Raw genomic sequence first — 14,480 nt, 5'->3', positions numbered from 1 at the left:
GAGCGTTCTGCCTTGCGGCGGGGCCTCACCTCTTCTTACCGCAGTGGCCGGAGGCTGACATGCTGACAATTGCCGATCACACCTTCTCATCGCGCCTCTTTACCGGCACCGGCAAGTTTGCCCGCCCTGAACTGATGGCCGCCGCCATCGAGGCGAGCGGCTCCCGGCTGGTCACCATGGCCATCAAGCGGCTCGAACCGGGCAAGGCCCACGACGATATCCTGAGCCCCTTGTTGCAACTCGGAGTCAAGCTGCTGCCCAACACATCAGGTGCCAAGACCGCCGCCGAGGCGGTATTTGCCGCTCACCTCGCCCGCGAGGCGCTGGGGACGAACTGGCTGAAGCTGGAGATCCACCCCGATCCGCGCTATCTGCTGCCCGATCCCATCGAGACGCTGAAAGCCGCCGAGCAGCTGGTGAAAGAGGGCTTTGTGGTGCTGCCCTACTGTGGCGCCGACCCCGTGCTCTGCAAGCGGCTGGAAGAGGTGGGCTGCGCCGCCGTGATGCCGCTTGGCGCGCCCATCGGCTCCAATCAGGGGCTGGTGACCCGGGAGTTTCTCTCCATCATCGTCGAGCAGGCCAATGTGCCGGTAGTGGTGGATGCAGGCATCGGTGCGCCGAGCCACGCCGCCGCCGCCTTTGAGCTGGGCGCCGATGCCGTGCTGGTCAACACCGCCATTGCCGTCAGCGGCGACCCGGTCGCCATGGGCCGCGCCTTTGCACTGGCCTGCACTGCCGGTCGCAGCGCTTATGAAGCAGGCCTCGGCGCCCGCGCCCTGCAGGCCCAAGCCTCCAGCCCGCTCACCGATTTTCTGGGGGCGTTATGAGTCATGAAACAGGGGCGACTATGAACATCTCCCCCTTGCCCCAAGGGCAGCCAGAGGTTTGCCCCCCTCTCGGCTCTTCACAAAATAAGGGAGAGGGGCTGGGGGTGAGGGCCCAGGGGGAAATAGGATCAAAGATCGCCCCCTCCTTTCTCGACCGCTGGCAGGAGCTGGATTGGGACGATATCGGCATGCAGATCCGTGCCAAGACGGCCGCCGATGTGGCACGCGCCCTGAGCGCCCCCCGCCGCACCCTGGCCGATTTTATGGCGCTGATCTCCCCTGCCGCCGAGGCGTTTTTGCCGCAGATGGCGGCCGAGGCCGAGCGGCTCACTCGTCAGCGTTTTGGCAACACCATCGGCTTCTATGTGCCGCTCTATCTGTCGAACCTCTGCGCCAACGACTGCACCTACTGCGGCTTCTCCATGAGCAACCGTCTCAAGCGCAAGACCTTGAATGCAGAGGAGATAGAGCGCGAGTGTCTGGCTATCAAGGCGCGCGGTTTCGACAGCGTGCTGCTGGTGACCGGCGAGCACGAGCACAAGGTGGGGCTCGCCTATTTTCGCGAGGTGATGCCCATCATCCGCCGCCACTTCAGCACGGTGGGGATGGAGGTGCAGCCTCTCTCGCAGGCCGAATATGCCGAGCTGAAAACCCTCGGCCTCGATGCCGTTATGGTCTATCAGGAGACCTACCACGCACCCACCTACGCGCGCCATCACCTGCGCGGCAACAAGCGGGACATCGCATGGCGCCTCGCCACGCCGGATCGACTTGGCCGCGCCGGTATCGACAAAATCGGACTGGGGACACTCATCGGCCTCTCCTCGGACTGGCGTGCCGACAGCTACTTTGTCGCCGAGCATCTGAGCTGGCTTGAGCGCCACCACTGGCAGAGCCGCTACTCGCTCTCCTTCCCGCGCCTGCGCCCCTGCACCGGCGGGCTGGAACCTGCCGTGGTTATGTCGGATCGCCAGCTGGCCCAGCTGATCTGCGCCTGGCGCCTCTTCTCGCCCACGCTGGACTTGTCCCTCTCGACCCGCGAGTCGGCCACCTTTCGCAACGGCGCGGTGCGCCTTGGCATCACCCAGATGTCGGCCGAGTCGCGCACCCAGCCGGGTGGCTATGCCGAAGGGGATGCCGAGGAGCTGGAGCAGTTCGCCATCCACGACGATCGCCCGGTGGGGGAAGTGGCGGCTGCCGTGCGGCAGGCCGGGTTGCAGCCAGTGTTCAAGGATTGGGAACCCTTCTTGGGTCGATAGGGGCGGCCACGCCCCCCCTTTGCCGGTGGCATCCCGGCGTCCAGCCAGACTCCGTGCCAGTGGTGAACAGGCACGGCCGCGTCGTGCAATCGTAGGGTCGATTAGCCGATAGGCGTAATCGTCCGTTCCGAGGTATGGCGTTGGCGGCAGAGGCTGTTGTGTGGTGGCACGGCTTTGCCGTGCAGGATGCGAGGCCGCTGGCCTCGAAGGGGTTTCGCCCGCCCTTCGGGCTTGGGCGAGTAACTTTTCTTTGCGTGGCCAAAGAAAAGTCACCAAAAGAAAGGCCACCCCCGCTTATTCGCCCGACTTCGTCGGGTTCCTTCGGCTCACCCGCTTGTCCGACGGCACGCGCCGACGGGCCATCCATGGCCCGGCGCCGCTCGCTCGACATCCTGTCTCGCGGCCTGGACAAGCGGGCTCGCCTCAGCAAATAAGAGGGGGAACCAAAACCGTGCCCACCATAACCTCAGGGGTAGTCGTAGGGTGAAAAAGCGGAGCGCATTGCACCGCTAATGTTTTGTGGATGTGTGTGCGAGGTGCAATTCATTTCGTTCACGGCATTCTACGGATCTATTCATTTACGTAATTAATGAGCGTTGAAATTGGTATGAAACCATGAAGTTTTGTTGATTGATCATGTCGAGCAGAACCTATAGAAGCAATGCCTATTACTTCAAGCTTGTCATTTAATACTGGACCGCCGCTATTGCCATGGATTACGGGTATGTCAACTAGCCATACGTTGTTTTCAAACAATTTTTTTGACTGAACTATTTTTCCGCTATTAATATACGGCGTCTCTCCCGGTGAATATTGAGGGAAACCCATAACAGTTACTTTTGAACCAATTTTTAAAATTGAGTCATCCCCAACTTTTAATCTTTTTATCCCGTTAAATTCTGTTGTTGGTTTTAGAATGGCCAAGTCCCTTGCACGACATGCCTTCTCAAAATTTGATTTTCGCTTTTTGTCCTGTTCATAATAGCGATAAATTTCCAACAGTTCGCTGTTTTCTTTTTCAATGCCATCAACTACATGCTGATTTGTTATTAGCCCAACACCATCAAGTAAAAATCCAGTTCCTTGAGAGTCATCTAATAGATTGTCAATGATAAAAATGGATTCACCAATTTTGTCTAATGGTGTGTTAATTAATGCTCTATTGGGTTTTCCTATGCATTCAGTATATGAGTATAAAATTTCTCTAAAGAGGCGATCGCTTTTACCTCGAACCATGCCAATGAAATAAATTCTTCCTAAAACAATCTTGCTAAAGAAAACTCCCTTGTCTTTATTCTTTTTTATAAAGAACTCATGCTTTTCCAAAATAGATTTATCGTGATATTTTGAGAGGTACTCTAGTGCCGCATTAACGAGTCCAAACTTCTTCCATGCGTATATCATAGACCTTGTCTGGCGGATGAAATTTCTAGAAACATTGGCTCTTTCATTGACAACCAAACCAGTTACAACTTGTCTGAAATTTTGTGAAAAACACCTAGTTTTGTCAGTGTTAATTTTAAATCCATTCTTTTCAATGATAGAAGTAATTTTTTCGCCTAGTTTTAAGTTATTCCCTTTTAATACCGTAACGATATCTCTGGGGAGTCTACGTCTAGATTGGGTGAATGAAAAAGTAATATCATCTACATATCTTGTATATGTAGAGCGATTAGCTAACGCTAGCTGATGAAGATCCTTATCAAGCTTATAGGCAATCATGTTGGAAATTATAGGAGATGTTGGAGCGCCTTGAGGTAATTTCCCGTTCAAACAACATATATGGGCTAAAACTGTTGCCACAGATGGTGTAAGATTTAATGGGTAAGATTGAAATAAATTTCGCACTCGACCAAAATGCAAACAGTCAAAAAAACCAAGCAGATCAATATTTAAAACAAATTTTTTGTCCACATGCATGGATGCATTTGTTAATATGCTTTTTCCTTGGATGAATCCATGTGCTGATTTTCTTGGGGAATAAACATTGCTGAGCGACTGAGATATTATTCTCTGAATAGATTTTAACTTTTTCTTAGGTGCTGAAATCAGCCTTTTATCTCCATTTTTCTTGTCTATATAAAAAGCTCTATATAGATTTTTTACTGATGGATAAATTAGCTTCTGGAGTTCATTATAATTCTGAAACCCCAAGAATAAGGCTAAGGAATCGGTAGAATGGCAACCAGTAATACAGGTGGGTTTAGTGGGGTTAAGTTGAAGTTTCGCAGTTTTGAGTGAAAGTAAAATTGTATTTGGTAGCGTCATTGCAAGACCCAGAATGATGAAGGGGCGAATATGCTTTCTCTTTTACCATCGACCGGTGACAACTGTGACAAGCGCAACCGGGAAAAAGAAACATGAAAATGACCACCGCAGATTAACGGCAGAAAGTTAAACTCTCGCCCCTTCTCATAGGAAAGTAAACAAAAAAACCAAACTAATCAATAAGCCAGTGATGATTATGTTATTTTCATCACACTATGAAATCAGAAATGTAGAGGTCATATCAATAAAATAAGGTGATGGATCTTATCTAAAGAGAGTTATTTGTGGAAAAAAGATAGCATCATGACCCACCCATTGGTTGGAACAAGTGAGTAAATATGTGCATCGAGTGGCTGGCCATCAAGGAAGATATGATTTCTTGCCCGGCACTCAAAGGTAGCCCCGGCAGCGATGGCAACCAGCTTCGCTGGCGTTGTTGCCAACCCCCATCACGATCTCCAGCCGAAATAGTCCCAACTGCTGAAAGCCAAAGTCACGGGGCAGGGCGACCGCCTGACGGGCGATGCCGCAGCCTTGGCGAGATTGGCGTACCCAGTAACCGATATTGCCGTAGCGATGATGGGGCGACAGCAGGTTGATACCGGCGCCACCCAGCAGTTGGCCGGTGGTGGCGCAGAAGATACCCATGTCAAAGGCGCGTCCCGCCGCACAATCTGATCGCAGCTGGCAAACCACTCCAGTGCGCTTTCCCGGTTAAATGAAGGGGAGCTCCAGCTCATCCATTTGCCGACCGTCTCGATGGATTCGTGGGCTGCGCGGACAAACTCGTCGGCATCGCCCGGTTCGAACGGGCGGATCACGAGTCTGGTGTTGGCAAGGCGCGGGAGTGTCATCACTTGTCCTGCTTTTTCAGGAAGTAACTGATATGCCCCGGCGGCATATCGGGCAGCTGGCCAAAGACCTCGTAACCCTGCTTCTGATAGAAGGGGAGGGCCTGAAAACTGGTGGTTTCCAGATGGTAGTTGGTGATGCCTTTGCTTTGGGCGTACTGCTCCATGGCGCCAAGCAGGCGGCCGCCCCAGCCGTCGCGGCGGATGCTTTCGTCGATCCAGAGCCAGTCGACATGCAGCCAGCCCCACTTGATGTCGGCGATGATGCCGCCGTGTACCTTGCCCTCTTTATCCTTGATAAAGCTGGCGATCCGCTCGCGCCGAAGTTCGAACAGTTGAGGGCCTGCCTGGCTTACGTTGTAGCCCGTCAGGCCAATGCGCAGCGCTTCAACATCATCGTCCTGAGGCGGTTGGGGTGGGGTGAGTTGCATATGGGCTCCTGCGGTATGGGTTGTGGCGGCAAAGGGTTAAAGCAATACCCGTTTGGACTCTGTCTGGTCAAGTGCTCTGGTCGCTCGCCACCAAGCGTGCATGGTATGGCGGCCAGTCAATGGCCCTTGCAACTTCCATCCCCCTTGCATCACCCCAGAGTGAGGCGCAGACTGTTTGGCCTTGTTTTTATGCGATTCGATTCAAGGCAACCATCATGACTCCTGCCATCAACCTGCTGAAGAAGCTCAAAATCCCCCACAAGCTCTACCCCTATGAGTGCGAAGCCCACGATGATTTCGGCAAGCATGCCGCGACCCAGCTCGGGTTGCCGGAGGCGCAGGTGTTCAAGACTCTGGTTGTCCATCACGACAAGCAGGCGGTGGTGGCCATCGTTCCCTCATCCGGCATGTGCAGTCTGAAGCAGCTGGCCAAGGCGACTGGTCTCAAGAAGGTGGAGATGATGAAACCGGCGGAAGCGGAGAAGCTGACTGGCTACAAGGTGGGCGGCATCAGCCCGCTGGCCCAGAAGAAACTGCTGCCCACTGTGCTCGACGAGTCGGCGCTGCAGTTTGACGAGATCCTGGTGAGCGGCGGCAAGCGCGGTCTCTCGGTAGGGGTGGCGCCGCAGGATATGCTGACGTTGATGAAGTGGATCGCTGCTCCCATCGGCGAAGAGTAGTGCCGGGCACGGTGTGAACCTGCCTTCCGGGCCTGTGGTGGCCCGGAGGCGATGTGACTCGTGAGGATATCTGCCCGCGTCCCCCTGTTTGTCATGTTGCTTATCCTCGCACAGGCCGCGCCAAGGTGGGGCGGCCACGATCAGGGGCTACACTGAAAGAACCCCTTCAGCCAAGGCGCGGTTTATGTCACCCCTGCATCTGCTGGCCGTCGCTCTGCTCTGCATGTTGTCGCTGACCGGACAGGCGGCCACCCGGTTTACCTATATCAGCCCGGAGAGCGAGCGGGATCCGCGCACCACTTATGATCGGGAGCTGCTGCGGCTCGCCCTCGACAAGACCCGCGACCAGTTTGGCGACTATCTGCTGGAGCCTGCACCGCCCATGACCAAGGCGCGTGAGCGGCTCAGCATGCAGCTCGACAGCTATCCCAACCTCTTTGTAATGGACAGCTACAGCAGCACCCGCGAGGATCTGGGGCTCGCCTATGTCCGTTTTCCCATCCATCTGGGCATCGTCAGCTACCGCATCTGTTTTGTCAGCCCGCAGCAAAAGGCGGCGGTGAGCAAAGTGACCGACCTCAAGGGGCTGCGCCAGTTCACCTTCGGTCAGGGCAAGGGGTGGCTGGATGTGGATATCCTGCGTTACGCCGGGATGGAGGTGGTGGAAGTGGAGGGGTACGAAAAGCTGTTCAAAATGGTGGCGCGGGGCCGCTTCGATCTCTTCTGCCGCGGGGTGAGCGAGCTGCGCAGCGAGCAGCTGACCCACAAGGAGATGACGGACCTGCTGGTGGATGATGCATTGTTGATCTACTACCCGCTGCCCCGGGTTTTCTACACCAATCCCAACAATCGCGAGGCGCTGCAGCGGGTCGAGCGGGGGTTGCAGCTGGCGTGGCAGGATGGCTCGCTACAGGCGCTGTGGCGCAAGAGCTTTGGCCCGGCCATCGCCTTTGCCAAGCTCTCCCAGCGCCGACTGCTGCGACTGGATAACCCCTTCCTCGACGGGATCAGCTTCGATTTCCGCCCCTACTTCTACAATCCGCAGACCGATCGCTTCGGCGATTACTGAGGTGCCTGCCGCTGGCGGCAGAGGGCCAACCAGGCCTCGGCGGTGCGGGAGAGATAGCGCTCGCTCGGCCAGATCACCCCGAGTCGCCAGCTCAATTCGGGCTCCAGCGGCCGCAGCACCAGACCATCCGGGGTCAGCCGGTGGCAGACCGGCTCCGGTAAGAAGGCGACCCCCATGCCGCTGCGTACCATGGCGGTGAGAAAATCCCACTGGCTGCTGCGCGCTGCCACCTGCGGCACAAAGCCAGCTTCCTGACACGCCTGCTCCAGCCGCTCGCTCAGGGTAAACGCCTGAGTATAGAGCAGGAAGGGCTCCTCCTGCAGAGACTCCAGCCGCAGCGGCGCCTCGCCATGCCAGCGGGGTTGATCAGGCAGCACTACCCGGATCGGGTATTGATCCAGCTCCAGCGCGCTGAGGGCGCCCCCCTCTTTGGTCGGCAGCATGGTGATGGCGAGATCCAGCTCTCCTTCCAGCACCGCCTGTTCGATGCGGCGACCGCCGTACTCCACCAGGGTCAGTTCCACCTTGGGATAGCGGGTGCGGTAGGCGCGGATCAGATCCGCATAGACGTGACCTACCATGGGGGGAATACCAAGGGTGAGGCGACCGTGTTGCAGGCTCTGCAGATCCGCCAGTTCGGCCTCCAGCTGCTGCATCTCCGCCAAGATAGTTTGGGCACGGTTGAACAGCACCTGGCCGCTGTCGGTCAGGGTGAAGCGGCGTCCTTCCCGGCTGAGCAGGGGTTGGCCCAGCTCCTCTTCGATATTGCGGATCATCTTGCTGATGGTGGGCTGGGTGACGAACAGCTTTTCAGAGGCGCGGGTGAAGCTTTTTTCCCGCACCAGTTCGACAAAATAGCGCAGGGCGCGAATATCCATGGACTCTCTCGACTCGTGTTGGCGGGTGCGGGATGAAGTATGCCTATGCGGCATGAATTTGATAATTTTAATTCATTTCTGGCAGGTTTTGCTCAACTCTATACTGTGAGCCGGTTCACAGAAAGACGATGATCATGAAAGCCCTCTGCTTGCGCTGGTTACAGACTCCCTTCCAGATTGTGTTGCTGGCAGCCATCTGGCTGCTGGCCGATACCGCGGTGCGTACCCTCCATCTGCCGCTGCCCGCCAACCTCACCGGCATGCTGTTGCTGCTGGCATGCATCCTGCTCGGGGTGGTAAAGGCCGAGTGGTTCAGCGCGGGGGCTCGCTGGCTGCTGGCGGAGATGCTGCTCTTCTTCGTGCCCGCCGTAGTCGCGGTGGTCAACTATCAGGAACTGCTGCTGCAAGAGGGGTGGCGCATCATGGTGGTGCTGCTGGTGAGCACCACGCTGGTGCTCGGCAGCACGGCGCTGGTGGTGGATCGGGTTTACCGCCTCGAACTGAAACTGGCCCGCCGGAGTCGCCGTCATGTCTGATACCCTGCTCGGGCTGATCTGTTTCGCCCTCACCCTGCTCTTCTACTACGCCAGCAAATGGCTCTATGGCAAGAAACGCATTCTGCCGCTGATGCCGCTGCTGCTGGCGCCGACCCTGCTGGTGGCCGTGGTGCTGCTGTTCCACATCCCCTATCAGGATTACATGGCGGAATCCCACTGGCTGCTCTGGCTGCTGGGCCCGGCCACCGTCGCCTTCGCGGTGCCGGTCTACGAGAACCGCCAGCTCATTCGTCGCCACTGGCTGTCGTTGTCGGTAGGGGTGGTCGCCTCGGTCATCATGGCGGTGGGGAGTACAGTGCTGCTGGCCCGCTGGCTGGATCTCTCCGACATGTTGCAACGCAGTCTGGCGATGCGATCCATCACTACGCCGTTTGCGGTGGAGGCGACCCGCGCCATCGGCGGTCAGAGCGACCTCACCGCGCTGTTTGTGGTGCTCACCGGTGTCATCGGCATGGCGGTGGGGGAGAGCGTGCTCACCGTGCTGGCCATTCGCAGCCGTCTCGGCAAGGGGGCGGGGTTTGGCGCCTCGGCCCACGGCGCTGGAACTGCCAGGGCTTATCAGATGGGTAATGAGGAGGGAGTGGTCTCCAGCATGGTGATGATGATCGCAGGTATGGTGACCGTGCTGCTGGCACCCCTGCTGGGCCGGATGTTCTGGTAGGCCTGGCTTCCCTTTAGAAGACGGCTCGTCCCGGCGCTACACTCTAGTGAGCCTGTATTTCCGGGATGAGCAGTATGACCTTTCATCGCCTCGCTTCCTGCTTGCTGCTGTGCAGCCTCTCACTTCTTGCCACTCCCCTTCGGGCGAGCGATGTCATCACTCATATCAGCCCCGAGAGCGATCGGGACTTGCGTACCCTCTATTTTCGCGATCTGTTGCAGCTGGCGCTGGAGAAGACCCGCGACAGCTTCGGTGACTACGAGCTGCGAACCGCGCCGCCGATGAACCGTATCCGGATGCGACAGATTGTGCAGACTCAGCAATACCCCAATCTGTTTGTGGCCGACAGTCTGCGTCCGGCCGCAGAGAGCGGAGCGCTGGATTACGTCCGTTTTCCGGTGGAGCTGGGCATCCTCGGTTATCGCATCTGCTTTGTCAGTCCGCAGCAGGCCGATGCGGTGGCAAGGGTCAATACCCTGGCCGAGCTGCAGCAATTTCTGCACGGGCAGGGGCGTGGCTGGCAGGATGCGGAGATCCTGCGTCAGGCCGGTTTCAAGGTGCAGGAGATCGATGGTTACGAGCGGCTGTTCAAGCTGGTGGCTCGCGGTCGCATCGACCTCTTCTGCCGCGGTGCCAACGAGCTCTTTATCGAGCAGGAGCAGCACAGTGATCTGCCCGGTCTCACCGTGGATCGGCGAGTGGCGCTGCACTATCCCTTCCTCCACCTCTTCTACACCCACAAGGATAATCAGGCCGCCATCCGCCGCCTCTCGGTCGGCCTCAAGCTGGCGTGGCGGGATGGCTCGCTGCAACAGCTCTGGCTGCGCCACTTCAAACCTTCCCTCGAGCAGGCGCAGCTCCCCAGGCGCCTGTTGTTCGAGTTGGCCAATCCGCGCCTTGATCAGGTGGACTTTGATTATCGGGCCTACCACTACAACCCCGTCGACGGGACGTTCGGGCCCGGGCTGCCTTGATCCTGATGGTGTTGTTAGCGGATAAAGGGCCGTCTCTACCGATGCGCTTAATCATGCCAAAAAGGCATGTTTTTTATTATTTAAATTCATTTTTTGAAGGTTGGTGCGCTGCATATACTGGTGGTCGCTTCACGGTTCAGGTTTGCCCTTGCACTGCTTCTGGCTTGTGCGAGTGAGCTTGAATCGTCCTGCTGCGGCGTCTTGATGTTCTGCATGAAGGCGTCCATCACTGGGCCGGGATCGATCCCGGCAGGTATTACAGCTGACGGAGCCTTGTTATGTTTAATCCCCACTCTTGTGCCCTGATTGTCGAAGGGGGCGCGATGCGCGGCATCTTTGCCAGCGGCGTGCTCGATGCCTTCGTGGAAAGCCATCACTATCCGTTCGATTTCGTCATGGGCGTCTCGGCCGGTGCCACCAATCTGGTCTCTTATCTGAGCGAGCAGCCGCGCCGCAGCCACCACATCATCACCGAGCTGGCTTGCAGCTCCCGGTTTCTCGATCCCCTGCGTTTCGTCAAAGGGGGCGATCTGGTGGATATCGGCTGGCTGTGGCAGGCCAGTCGCCATCGCTTCCCGCTCGATCTCGACACCTTCTGCGCCCGCGACATTCCCTTCTACGCGGTGGCGACCGATGTGGCGAGCGGCAAGGCCATCTATCTGCCGGTGCGGCCCGACAACATGGATGAGGTGCTGACCGCCACCTGCGCCCTGCCGGTGGTGCAGCACGATACCCCCTGCGTCGATGGTCGCCCGATGGCCGATGGCGGCATCAGCGACTCCATTCCGGTGATCGAGGCCTATCGGCGCGGGGCGCGGCGGATGACGGTGGTGCTGTCGGAACCCTGGGGATATCGCAAGAAGCCGGCCCGTTTCTGCTGGATGGTCAAAGCCTTGCTGAAAACCCAGCCTGCACTGGCACAAGCCATGCTTGAGCGGGATCGCGCCTACAACCGGGCACTCGATTTCATCGCCAATCCCCCTGCCGATTGCGACATCGAGGTGATCGCGCCACCGGCCGATTTCATGGTTTCCCGTTTTACCCAGGATCCGGTCAAGCTGGAGTCCGGCTATCTGCAGGGTTACTGGCAGGGGCGCCAGAGCCTGCTGCGGGCCCGTGGAGAGGCGCGAGCGGTGGCCTGACTGCTTTGCCGGGTGCTGAATATAGAAAGGGGAACCTCGCGGTTCCCCTTTTGCGTGCTTGTGCGGCAGCCAGTGCTTACAGCATCTGCTTGAGGCGATAGAGCAGGTCGAGGGCCTGACGGGGGGTCAATTCGTCCGGGCGCACTGCTTCCAGCTCTTCCACCACCGGATGAGGCTGCGGGGCGAGAGTCGCCGGAGCCGGGCGACTTTCACCTGCGGCCACCGGAGTGGCGCTCTCCAGCTCATGCAGTTTGTGACGGGCCTGCTGGATCACCGATTTCGGCACCCCTGCCAACGCTGCCACTTGCAGACCGTAAGAGCGGCTGGCCGCCCCCTCCTGTACCGCGTGCATAAAGGCGATGGTGTCGCCGTGCTCCACCGCATCCAGGTGGACGTTGGCCAGCCCGCTCATCAGCTCGGGCAGGCGGGTCAGCTCGAAGTAGTGGGTAGCGAACAGGGTGTAGGCACCAATCTTGCTCGCCAGCTGTTCGGCACAGGCCCACGCCAGCGAGAGGCCGTCGTAGGTGCTGGTGCCGCGGCCAATTTCGTCCATCAGCACCAGACTGCGGGCGGTGGCGTTGTTGAGGATGTTGGCGGTCTCGGTCATCTCCACCATAAAGGTGGAGCGGCCGGAGGCGAGATCGTCCGATGCCCCGATGCGGGTGAAGATGCGGTCGATGGGGCCGATGCGGGCGCTGTCGGCCGGCACGAAGGCGCCGATATGGGCCAGTAGCACGATCAGCGCGGTCTGGCGCATGTAGGTCGATTTACCGCCCATGTTGGGACCCGTGATGATCAGCATCCGCCGCTCCCGCTCCAGCCGGATGGGGTTGGCGATAAAGGGATCTGTCATTACCTGCTCAACCACCGGATGGCGGCCCGACTCGATCAGGATCTGATCCTCATCGATGAGGGTCGGGCAGCGATAGTCGAGGGTCTCGGCCCGCTCGGCCAGGTTGGCCAGTACGTCCAGCTCCGCCAGTGCGGCGGCGGAATCCTGCAGATCGCCGAGGTGGGGCAGCAGGGCATCGAGCAGCTCTTCGTAGAGCCGTTTCTCCAGCGCCAGCGCCTGGGACTGGGCGGTGAGTACCTTGTCCTCGTACTTCTTCAGCTCATCGATGATGTAGCGTTCGTTGTTCTTGAGGGTTTGACGGCGGATGTAGTGGGCCGGCACCAGATGGCTGTTGGCGCGGCTCACCTCGATATAGAAGCCGTGCACCTTGTTGTAACCCACCTTGAGGGTGTTGATGCCGGTCAGCAGCTTCTCCCGCTCCTCGATGCGGGCGAGGCTGGCGGTGGCGCCGTTGGCGAGATCCCGCAGCTCGTCCAGCTCCTGATTGAAGCCGTCACGGATGACGCCACCATCGCGGATCAGTACCGGCGGCACCTCCATCACCGCACGTTCCAGCAGGTCGAGCAGCTCGGGGAAGGTGCTGGCACGCTCGGCCAGTTGTTGCACCGCTTCGTGCTCGTTGTCCGCCAGCAGGCGCTGCAACTCGGGCAGCTGGGCGAAGGCCTGACGCAGCCGGGTGAGGTCGCGCGGACGGGCCGAGCGCAGGGCGAGGCGCGCCAGTACCCGCTCCACATCCCCCACCTGACGCAGCAGGTTACCCAGCTCGTCGTAGAGGTTCTGCTCGATGATCTCCTTGATGGTGCTCTGGCGACCTTTGAGGATCACCCGATCGCGGATCGGCTGATGGATCCAGCGCTTGAGCAAACGGCTGCCCATGGGGGTGGCGGTGCGATCCAGCACCTCGGCCAGGGTATTTTCATAGCCACCGGCCAGATTCTGGGTCAGTTCCAGATTGCGGCGGGTGGCGGCATCCATGATGACGGCGTGATCCGGCTGCTCGAGGCGCACATTGCGGATGTGGGGCAGGGCGGTGCGCTGGGTGTCCTTGACGTACTGCATCAGACAACCGGCGGCGCAGAGGGCGGTCTCGCTCTTGTCGACGCCAAAGCCCACCAGATCCTGGGTGCCGAACTGCTGGCAGAGCAGCTTGCGGGCGGTGCCGAGCTCGAACTCCCACTCCGGGCGGCGACGCAGGCCGCGGCGACCCTCGATATGGTGCAGGAATTCGAACGATTCCGGGTAGAGCAGTTCGGCCGGATTGGTGCGCTGCAGCTCAGCCAGCAGGGTCTCTTCTTTCTCGAACTGGTTGATGAAGAAGCGGCCGGAGCCGATGTCCATGGTGCCGTAACCGAAGCGGCGGCCATCGTGATAGACGGCGGCGATCAGGTTGTCCTGTCGCTCGCTGAGCAAAGCCTCGTCGGAGACGGTACCCGGGGTGATGATGCGAATGACCTTGCGCTCCACAGGCCCCTTGCTGGTGGCGGGATCCCCCACCTGTTCGCAGATGGCGGCCGACTCGCCGAGCTGCACCAACTTGGCCAGATACCCTTCGATAGCGTGATAGGGCACCCCCGCCATCGGGATGGGGCTGCCCGCCGACTGGCCGCGCTTGGTCAGGGAGATGTCGAGCAGTTGGGAGGCCTTGCGGGCATCGTCATAGAACAGCTCGTAGAAGTCGCCCATCCGGTAGAACAGCAGGATCTCCGGGTTCTCGGCCTTGAGGCCAAGGTACTGCTGCATCATGGGCGTGTGGGCGCTCAGATTTGCGCCGGGAGCGGAGCTTGTGGCGCCGCTGGCTTGGTGTTGTGCGGTCATGTTCTGTTCCAGAAGGGGCCTCTGTGGGCCAGTGTCTGCGGTGATGAGCCTTGAGCTTGATGGTGCCATTCTACACATAAGCGCCGCGCCGGGGGAGCGGGTGTTCCTGGCGCGGTTGCTCTGCACTATTGAAGGCATGACACAGGTGCGGCACCTCACATTGCGGCAGGCAAGGGCGGTCTGCCGTGGTTGCGGGCGGCGCTAGCGGGATCGCA

General features: G+C 58.9%; 13 protein-coding genes and 1 pseudogene. 8 read left to right on the top strand and 6 right to left on the bottom strand.

Annotated elements, in window-relative coordinates:
• Positions 1-59 precede the first annotated feature (59 nt).
• Positions 60-827, top strand: a complete 768-nt coding sequence (locus I6L49_RS13710; RefSeq protein ID WP_075116130.1) for a thiazole synthase — start codon at positions 60-62, stop codon at positions 825-827.
• 122 nt (positions 828-949) lie between these two features.
• On the top strand, positions 950-2,086 hold the full coding sequence (thiH, locus tag I6L49_RS13705) for a 2-iminoacetate synthase ThiH (RefSeq protein ID WP_216951657.1): 1,137 nt from the start codon (positions 950-952) through the stop codon (positions 2,084-2,086).
• 570 nt (positions 2,087-2,656) lie between these two features.
• On the opposite strand, the gene I6L49_RS13700 is transcribed toward thiH, so the two are convergent.
• The 3 genes and pseudogenes from I6L49_RS13700 to I6L49_RS13690 form a co-directional block, all read right to left on the bottom strand.
• Entirely contained in the window at positions 2,657-4,354 is a 1,698-nt protein-coding gene (locus I6L49_RS13700) for a reverse transcriptase domain-containing protein (RefSeq protein WP_216949747.1), read from the bottom strand.
• Positions 4,355-4,632: 278 nt separating this feature from the next.
• Positions 4,633-5,208: pseudogene (locus tag I6L49_RS13695) on the bottom strand (GNAT family N-acetyltransferase).
• Complete coding sequence (locus tag I6L49_RS13690; RefSeq protein WP_216949746.1) at positions 5,208-5,636, bottom strand: GNAT family N-acetyltransferase; 429 nt, start codon at positions 5,634-5,636, stop codon at positions 5,208-5,210. The pseudogene I6L49_RS13695 and the gene I6L49_RS13690 overlap by 1 nt, the downstream one beginning before the upstream one ends.
• Before the next feature lie 215 nt (positions 5,637-5,851).
• On the opposite strand from I6L49_RS13690, the gene ybaK reads away from it, so the two are divergent.
• Both ybaK and I6L49_RS13680 read left to right on the top strand, forming a co-directional pair.
• Entirely contained in the window at positions 5,852-6,316 is a 465-nt protein-coding gene (gene ybaK, locus I6L49_RS13685) for a Cys-tRNA(Pro) deacylase (protein ID WP_216949745.1), read from the top strand.
• A 184-nt stretch (positions 6,317-6,500) separates the two neighbouring features.
• Positions 6,501-7,385 (top strand): transporter substrate-binding domain-containing protein, encoded by an 885-nt coding sequence (locus I6L49_RS13680; RefSeq protein ID WP_216949744.1) that lies wholly within the window; start codon positions 6,501-6,503, stop codon positions 7,383-7,385.
• Here I6L49_RS13680 and I6L49_RS13675 read toward each other — a convergent pair.
• Positions 7,379-8,263: a LysR family transcriptional regulator gene (locus tag I6L49_RS13675; RefSeq protein ID WP_216949743.1), complete on the bottom strand. Its 885-nt coding sequence runs from the start codon at positions 8,261-8,263 to the stop codon at positions 7,379-7,381. The two genes, I6L49_RS13680 and I6L49_RS13675, sit on opposite strands and share 7 nt — an antisense overlap.
• A 134-nt stretch (positions 8,264-8,397) precedes the next feature.
• Here I6L49_RS13675 and I6L49_RS13670 point away from each other — a divergent pair, with 134 nt between their 5' ends.
• The 3 genes from I6L49_RS13670 (at position 8,398) to I6L49_RS13660 (ending at position 10,455) form a co-directional block, all read left to right on the top strand.
• Positions 8,398-8,799: a CidA/LrgA family protein gene (locus I6L49_RS13670; RefSeq protein WP_216949742.1), complete on the top strand. Its 402-nt coding sequence runs from the start codon at positions 8,398-8,400 to the stop codon at positions 8,797-8,799.
• Entirely contained in the window at positions 8,792-9,481 is a 690-nt protein-coding gene (locus I6L49_RS13665) for an LrgB family protein (RefSeq protein WP_005341581.1), read from the top strand. Before I6L49_RS13670 ends, I6L49_RS13665 begins: the two co-directional genes overlap by 8 nt.
• 74 nt (positions 9,482-9,555) lie before the next feature.
• Positions 9,556-10,455, top strand: coding sequence for a hypothetical protein (locus I6L49_RS13660; RefSeq protein ID WP_216949741.1), 900 nt, complete (start codon positions 9,556-9,558; stop codon positions 10,453-10,455).
• An 86-nt stretch (positions 10,456-10,541) separates the two neighbouring features.
• Here the strand turns inward: I6L49_RS13660 and I6L49_RS21110 are convergent, their stop codons facing one another.
• Positions 10,542-10,670, bottom strand: coding sequence for a hypothetical protein (locus I6L49_RS21110; protein WP_270905472.1), 129 nt, complete (start codon positions 10,668-10,670; stop codon positions 10,542-10,544).
• 63 nt (positions 10,671-10,733) lie between these two features.
• Between I6L49_RS21110 and I6L49_RS13655 the strand changes: the two genes are divergently transcribed.
• A complete protein-coding gene (locus I6L49_RS13655) occupies positions 10,734-11,597 on the top strand; it encodes a patatin family protein (RefSeq protein WP_139434991.1) in 864 nt (287 codons plus the stop codon).
• 76 nt (positions 11,598-11,673) lie between these two features.
• Here the strand turns inward: I6L49_RS13655 and mutS are convergent, their stop codons facing one another.
• On the bottom strand, positions 11,674-14,193 hold the full coding sequence (mutS, locus tag I6L49_RS13650) for a DNA mismatch repair protein MutS (RefSeq protein ID WP_216951655.1): 2,520 nt from the start codon (positions 14,191-14,193) through the stop codon (positions 11,674-11,676).
• Positions 14,194-14,480: the final 287 nt, after the last annotated feature.

This window comes from Aeromonas sp. FDAARGOS 1419 (genome assembly GCF_019047045.1).
Taxonomy (GTDB): domain Bacteria; phylum Pseudomonadota; class Gammaproteobacteria; order Enterobacterales; family Aeromonadaceae; genus Aeromonas; species Aeromonas veronii.
This window is presented reverse-complemented; position numbering and strand designations above follow the sequence as displayed.

Excerpts from the sequence above, each read along its gene's own strand:
- I6L49_RS13710 (WP_075116130.1), top strand. The coding sequence starts at position 60 with ATGCTGACAATTGCCGATCACACCTTCTCATCGCGCCTCTTTACCGGC.
- I6L49_RS13700 (WP_216949747.1), bottom strand. The coding sequence starts at position 4,354 with ATGACGCTACCAAATACAATTTTACTTTCACTCAAAACTGCGAAACTT.
- I6L49_RS13690 (WP_216949746.1), bottom strand. The coding sequence starts at position 5,636 with ATGCAACTCACCCCACCCCAACCGCCTCAGGACGATGATGTTGAAGCG.
- ybaK (WP_216949745.1), top strand. The coding sequence starts at position 5,852 with ATGACTCCTGCCATCAACCTGCTGAAGAAGCTCAAAATCCCCCACAAG.
- I6L49_RS13680 (WP_216949744.1), top strand. The coding sequence starts at position 6,501 with ATGTCACCCCTGCATCTGCTGGCCGTCGCTCTGCTCTGCATGTTGTCG.
- I6L49_RS13675 (WP_216949743.1), bottom strand. The coding sequence starts at position 8,263 with ATGGATATTCGCGCCCTGCGCTATTTTGTCGAACTGGTGCGGGAAAAA.
- I6L49_RS13670 (WP_216949742.1), top strand. The coding sequence starts at position 8,398 with ATGAAAGCCCTCTGCTTGCGCTGGTTACAGACTCCCTTCCAGATTGTG.
- I6L49_RS13665 (WP_005341581.1), top strand. The coding sequence starts at position 8,792 with ATGTCTGATACCCTGCTCGGGCTGATCTGTTTCGCCCTCACCCTGCTC.
- I6L49_RS13660 (WP_216949741.1), top strand. The coding sequence starts at position 9,556 with ATGACCTTTCATCGCCTCGCTTCCTGCTTGCTGCTGTGCAGCCTCTCA.
- I6L49_RS21110 (WP_270905472.1), bottom strand. The coding sequence starts at position 10,670 with ATGCAGAACATCAAGACGCCGCAGCAGGACGATTCAAGCTCACTCGCA.
- I6L49_RS13655 (WP_139434991.1), top strand. The coding sequence starts at position 10,734 with ATGTTTAATCCCCACTCTTGTGCCCTGATTGTCGAAGGGGGCGCGATG.
- mutS (WP_216951655.1), bottom strand. The coding sequence starts at position 14,193 with ATGATGCAGCAGTACCTTGGCCTCAAGGCCGAGAACCCGGAGATCCTG.